Raw genomic sequence first — 6,394 nt, 5'->3', positions numbered from 1 at the left:
TGCTTCTTCGACGTGGGAGTGGTAGTTTTCTGCTTCATACACGGGAACCGTTAGCGTGATCGCTCACGACTGACAACTGCTCCCATGTCATCTTTAGTTCCCCTCCCATGTCATCTTCAGTTGACCTTTGACGTATGCGAGGATCCGAGCTTGGACGGTTTTGTGTTCTCCGGGTTTAGGCATTGTTCGAATTACACTTTAGCGCATGGATAAACCGGCTTGATGTATACGTTCAGGAACTTGCCAATCGACTCCGCCTCCATCATCTGGTCGTAGGTTGGTTGAGGGACGTTGTAGTATTGGTAGACTCCATTCTTGAACTCGACTTCAAGCGTTTCCGTAGTGGCGTCATATCCTAAGGAGACGACGTTTGATGATGTAACTGCTGCTCTTTCCATGGCTTCAATTTGGTGTTGAGGTATTGGTGTTCGGGGAATTCTGTTGGCTGCCCAGCGTGGGTTCTGTGCTCGCCACGAGGCGGCGAGGTGGTCGTAGTTCTCTCGCCGCCGATCCGCCATCCAGGCTTTCGCCACTTCTGGATCTTCGCTGTTTGGTCTGGATCCCGCGGGAGGTAGTGAAATTCGGCATCGAACTGGTAGTCGGGCTGCTTCCCCCGTGATGATGGCCTCGCCGGTTCGGAGCACGGGCAGACTATCCACAATTCCAGCGAGGTTATCGGGTAGAGAAGCCTGCACTTTGCTTCGGTCAGACGAATTTGTCTGCCTCATGGCAACAAACGTGCCGCATTGGGAGAGAATCGTCTCGTCGACCTCGGAAGGGCGTTGGCTGACGATCATTGCTCCAACGCCGAATTTCCGTCCCTCTTTAACAATCCGCTGAACCATGGAACGAGAGGGCCCCTTTGCTTCTTTTGAGAGATAGCGATGTGCTTCCTCCATCACGACTAACAATGGACGGGCGATGCCACCTTCGGATCGATCTCTCCCCCAAAATAGCGCTTCGTAGAGAATTCGAAGAATCGCACCTATCAGCTGCTCCAAGACAGCACTAGGAACTCCTGACAGATCCAATATGGTGATAGGTTTGTCATGACCCAACCAGTCTTCTAAAAGAGCATCGAGATCCTTTGTAACATTCCCATCGAGGTCTGGCTCCCAGTCTCCTGGATGAAGCAAGAAATCATATTTTTTGTCGAGGAGCCTTGATCTCAACTGATCCAATGGACGCCGAATCCCTAAAACTCCTACCTGGTTTATGAAGGGAGGAGTGGCACCGGCGCCGTGAGGCTTGTATTTAGGAGGTGTGACAGTGTTTGCGTTCCCCGCCTGAAGAAGAGCTGGTTGTGAACGAGCAGTATCCTCCCAGGTCTTTACCTCTGGCTCCAGTAACTCAAACCAAAGCTTTTTGAGGCTAAACGGCAGCGGTGTATCGGACGTCATGGAGGCTATATTCAGCCCTGCTCGCGGATGCAACGCCGCCGGTTCGTTTTTGTATTCGTAGACCTTGTCCAGAATGGCGGTTAGCGGCTTATCATCGAGTCCACCCATCAGAAACTTCAGCAAATCGTTGGGATCAAGGGCCCAGAATGGAATGTTTAGCTGTGTTTGATTTGGCTCCGGACTAATTCTGAATACCTTTGCGACATCAGATAGCGCGTGCGAATACTCGCCGTGAATATCTAGGAGAAGGATGCGTGAACTTGGAAAGCCTGCTTCACTCCCCTCGACTCCTGATGCGATGGACCTCAGAAGACTCGCAACGGTGGTTGATTTCCCAGATCCGGTTGAGCCAAGAACAGCGCTGTGGCGGGTAACAAGCTTGTTCAAATCGAGTTTTACAGGAATTCCGTCTGCACTTGCCAATCGTCCGACTACGACTTGTCCTTGTTCTTCAACTCCGTAGATCGCAGCAAGATCACTTTCTGTGACGAGGTGAACTTCATCATTTACGTTGGGATATTGGCTTATACCGCGTTCGAAGGATGTCCCCATCACCTCACCCACTAATTGCACGGTAATCCACCGCTCACTACCTCCACCCACGGAGTTTAGTAATGCATCGGGGGTAGCGTTGGCTCCCGCTTCAGAAACGAGGCCGTAGAGGTCATGGTAGCCTTGCGGGATTCGCACGAAGCTTCCTACTTGTCCGATTTTGTAGCTCTTGCCGCCTATAATCGAAATCCCGGAAGAAACTGCTGGCGACTGCAGGACGCTAATTTTTGCACCTGACACTGCACCCACGTGCCCTAGGAGTGTTGGTTGAGTTTTCATGCGGATTCTGGATCTTCAACTTCAGGGGATTGGTCCGGAGTGTATTGAGTAGATCCTGACGATGCAAAGAAGCGAGCAAGGCGATCGTAGCTACCCAGCTCGAAGCGGCCGGCTGTGCTTCCTCCGCCACTTGACCAATAGCCTTCGCGGATGGAATGCCAATCCCGAGTTGGTGGATTGCCGGGGCGCCATGGAGCGGCGATACCGTTTATCATAGCTTGATCCGGGCAATACACGCTCATGTTTGAGCGACGCATCGCGATCTCCGCTGCATAAACTTCATCTGCTAGTTGTTTGTATTGAAATGCAAATACGCTAGCAGTGGGATTCGCCGCCAGGCACTCGTCTATGCGTGCTGAAATATGCGCGTCTGCAAATGAGAAGCCGGTAGCAATCAATAATGTGTCTGGGGTCATCAAGAAAGCTCGGAGGCGATCGAAAAGAGCTGAATAAGGAGCTTTCTGAGTTTGGTCGTATTTGAGGTGCTCTGGAAATACGAGGTGTGTCGCTTGTCTCTGGCCCGCTCGGATTACTTCTCCTTTTGCGTTTGTCGCCCATCCGAGAGATCCATGCACTTTCCAAAGTCGGACCCATCGGGAAGGCAGATCATTACTTGCCACAGAGGAGGGATCAAAAAACGGTTCGTTAGCTCCCGAAAATCCGTCGAAAAACGGCGTCTTTGATCGCTCGAGCGCTTGTTCAAAAAGCAGATCATAGTTGGTTGTGAATATTTCTACTGGATGGGGGCGATCTGTGCCTGTTATCCAAGCCACTAGCTCCGTATATGGCGATGTCCCTGCGGGGAGATCTTGGTTAACGATCTTGCCAATTTCGGTGCAGATCGCATCCCCAAGATCCTTAAAGCCAGGCCCGTCCAACCCATGAACTTTAGCTTTGCCGATCACACCAGCGAGGCTGCGGACTCGTGACAGAATTGTTTCGATATTTGGGGTTTCTAGTTCGGCCACAATCCCTTCCAATGTGCCCTTGTACTTTTCCTCCAAAGTCTGAAGGACGATTTTGGTCAATCCCTCAACTGCCGGAATTAGCGACTCGTCCGAATCTGTTTTTTTGATCCCGACCGGTGCACCGGCTCCGACAATCAAGCCAATGCGTTTTCTACCTTGAGCGATTATCTGGCGCAAGCTCGCCATATACTGGTCTGGATTATGTACGTTCATAGATTCATTCTTTGAGTTAAGCCTCAGGGAAGCGGAAAAAAGTGGGCAACGCGTGATTATTGATATTATGCGATGTGGTTCGTTGAGTATGTAGTGTCACTGACGTTTTTTCATATGGATTAACCACGTAATCGTATCGAACGTATGGATATATTACGGGTTTGGGCTTTGTCGATTTCGAGGGTGTCGATGGCGGCCGGCGTGGGTCTTGCCGGTGGGATATTCGGAGGCGACGAAGCGAATGCCGAGGAGGGGGTCGATCTTGTTGGCGAGGGTCCGGGTGCTCCATTGTTCGACGCGGCACATCTCGGCGTAGAAGTTGCGGGCGAGATCATTCTTGAGCGGGATGAGCGATTTGAAGTGGGTCCAGCCCAATTGTCGCCGCAGTGCGGCGACAATCTCCTCGTCGGGGAACGTCCCGGCAAACTGGATCATGCGACGGAGGTTTTTCTCGCCAAAATCGGGACCAAACTCAGCGGCCAATTGTCGCCCCACCGAGGCGACTATTTGTTTTCCGTAATCCGCTCGCTTTTCCCTGAGAACTTCCTGGTGAATGCGTTTCCCAATTTGCCAGTAGAGCATGGTCAGGGTCGCATTGACAGCCTGCGCGACCTGTTGACGGGCATCGGTGATCAATCCGCGCAACTCGATTAGCAGCGTGTCGGATGGTTCGATGAGGTGATCCTTCTTGCTCATATCCCGAGTTGTTTGAGGATTTTTCGCAGGACTTCGTCGGTCTCCTTCGCCTCCGCTTCGATGACGTTGAGATCCTCGACGATATCCGCGATGGGGCGGTAGGTTTCGGCGTCGCTGGTGTGGATGTAGCGGCTGAGGCGGAGAAGGCTCGTTAGCTTGCTGCCGCTCTTTATCTTTTTGTCGGTATCGTTCTTGACCTGTTGCCCGGTCCTCGTCCAATGGCCATAGACTCGGCGAATACTGAGGCTGCGGTAGCTGGCAAGGCCGGCGTGTACGGCTTCTATCTCGGCGGCAGGCGGGGTGTGGGCACCGAGCAGGAGGGTACTGCTATCGCCGGGGATTCCTGGATTTGGCATGAGGCAAGAGTTGGATCGTTAGAGTAACAGGAGATGGAGATTTGGTAGTGGGCTATGCGGAGAATGGCCAGAATCTTTTCTAGTTATCGAGGCGCTGTATTGAGTCGCGGTGGGAGGCTGGGAGTGAGGTCTTGCGTAGCGAGGAAATCGATACAGCGAAGTCTTGGTCTTAGGCCTGCTTGGTTAGATTGGCCAGGCGGGTGGGGTAAGGTCGTTGGGCTGCATGGCGCTGGTTGGATCGGGGTGTGGGCGGGACGGGTGTAAAGCCCGCGTCCAATGTCGTTACTGGATTCGGGGGAGTTGAGGACGTCGAGTTAGTCGATCACTCGAAAGCGACTTGCTGGATGTTCTCTTAGGCTCTGGGACTAGGCTTGGCGTTGACGGAGGCTGGGTTGGGACTAGGGTGGCGATACCAATTGTTATGCCGCTTGAATCCCTAGACTCTAACGTTTTTGAAAAGAAGTATGGGGGCGGGTGCGCCTGCTTGTTTGGCTTGCCGTTTTTCTTGGCGGGCCTCGGGGTTATCGTTGCTACGATCCTGATCGCAATTGGGGAGATTGATGGGGATTTGCCGCTTTTCTTCGGTCTGCCGTTTGGAGGTATCTTCGTTGCGGTGGGAGCGGGAATTTTGTTTTATCGCTCTGGCTTGAGGATCGATAAGGGGCAGGGAGAAGTTGCCTCTTGGTGGGGCTTGCTGGTTCCACTGAGGACCAAGCGTTATGCGCTCGGCGATATCGAACTCGTGACCATCACGCATGAAATTCGCAGATCCAAGAATTCGTCCTATTCGGTGTATCCAGTAAAGCTGACGTTGAAGAAAGGCGGCGAGCTGAAAGTAACAGAAGAGCGCAAGGGATCTAACTCGCGGCGGGAGGCGGAGGCGATCGCCAAGTTTCTGGAAGTCGATATCGTGGATCGCTCGGGAGCTGGCGAAGTGCGCCGGAAGCATGTCGAGTTGGATATGAGCGTGAAGGATCGCTTTCGGAAAGGGCTTTTGCGTAACGACATCCCGGAGGTGCCGTTTGGGATGCGGTCCAAGGTGGAGTTCGATGAGTATTCCCTGTCGGTAAAGATCCCTCCCCTGGGGTTCCGGCCGTGGCTTTTGGTGCCGACCCTTGGCGTTGCCGTTTTCCTGGCGTTTCCGTTCTTCGGCATGCTGTTGCCGTTTCTGAATGATCAAGAAAGCGTCGACGGGTTTTCTTTCCTCTTCGTTGGGTTCATCGCGTTGTTCATGGCGGCTCCGCTGTCCTTTGTTCTTCGCATGTGGATAGGGGCCTTGAAGGTTTCCGAGTCGTTCCAGGTGGACCGGCATCGGCTCGTGCACGAAAGAGGTTGGCTTCTTAAGAAACGCGTCGAGATCGAGGCGGAGGAGATCGAAGAGCTGAGCTCGGGCTTGGTCCGTGGCAACAGTCGTCGGCCTTTCAACCTACAAGGCCATCCGATACAGCTGCAAAGCGACCGGATGGATCTGAAGATCGGAGCCCATCTCGAGAAGGAGGAGAGCGAGTACATCGTTGCCCTGATGAAGGCAGTGCTCGTTTCGTAGCTTCGGGTAGGGGTGCAGGATTTCGCAGGCTTGGCGATCACAGGTGGGACCGAGGCGATGCCGTTTTAGCCAACCATTTGCAATGCGGTCTTTATAGTCCTTTGGCGCGCCCGCGGGCGTGGGGGCGTCCGAGGTCGGTACCTTAATCGTAGTCAGTATTGCGATTCCGGATACGTTTTGGGGCGCCTAGAGCGTTTTTCGTTTAGTTAGTCGTGCTGTGTGATGAGGGAGACGCGGCGTGCCCGGCGGGCCCGCCCTACCTTATGCGAATGATCCAACGAAAAATGCTCTAGCCTGAATAATTCACGGCAGTCGTTTTGAAAGAGAGCATCCCTGGCTGCTTCTTCGTTTCGACGCTTCGAGCTGATTTCGAGCGTTTTTGGC

Annotated in this window: 5 protein-coding genes; 1 reads left to right on the top strand and 4 read right to left on the bottom strand. The window is 53.3% G+C overall.

Annotated features, from left to right (window positions below):
• Positions 1–191 precede the first annotated feature (191 nt).
• The 4 genes from QEH57_RS24370 to QEH57_RS24355 form a co-directional block, all read right to left on the bottom strand.
• Positions 192–2,231, bottom strand: coding sequence for a helicase HerA-like domain-containing protein (locus QEH57_RS24370; protein ID WP_309009421.1), 2,040 nt, complete (start codon positions 2,229–2,231; stop codon positions 192–194).
• Positions 2,228–3,412, bottom strand: a complete 1,185-nt coding sequence (locus QEH57_RS24365) for an SIR2 family protein (protein ID WP_309009420.1) — start codon at positions 3,410–3,412, stop codon at positions 2,228–2,230. The genes QEH57_RS24370 and QEH57_RS24365 overlap by 4 nt, the downstream gene beginning before the upstream one ends.
• Positions 3,413–3,565: 153 nt before the next feature.
• Entirely contained in the window at positions 3,566–4,108 is a 543-nt protein-coding gene (locus QEH57_RS24360; RefSeq protein ID WP_309009419.1) for a DUF1016 N-terminal domain-containing protein, read from the bottom strand.
• Positions 4,105–4,464 (bottom strand): hypothetical protein, encoded by a 360-nt coding sequence (locus tag QEH57_RS24355; protein WP_309009418.1) that lies wholly within the window; start codon positions 4,462–4,464, stop codon positions 4,105–4,107. Before QEH57_RS24355 ends, QEH57_RS24360 begins: the two co-directional genes overlap by 4 nt.
• Positions 4,465–4,885: 421 nt before the next feature.
• Here QEH57_RS24355 and QEH57_RS24350 point away from each other — a divergent pair, with 421 nt between their 5' ends.
• Complete coding sequence (locus QEH57_RS24350) at positions 4,886–6,010, top strand: hypothetical protein (RefSeq protein WP_309009417.1); 1,125 nt, start codon at positions 4,886–4,888, stop codon at positions 6,008–6,010.
• Positions 6,011–6,394 lie beyond the last annotated feature (384 nt).

The sequence above is a fragment of the Pelagicoccus sp. SDUM812005 genome, assembly GCF_031127875.1.
GTDB lineage: Bacteria > Verrucomicrobiota > Verrucomicrobiia > Opitutales > Opitutaceae > Pelagicoccus.
The sequence above is the reverse complement of the archived record's forward strand: the minus strand, read 5'-3'. Positions and strand labels throughout refer to the sequence as shown.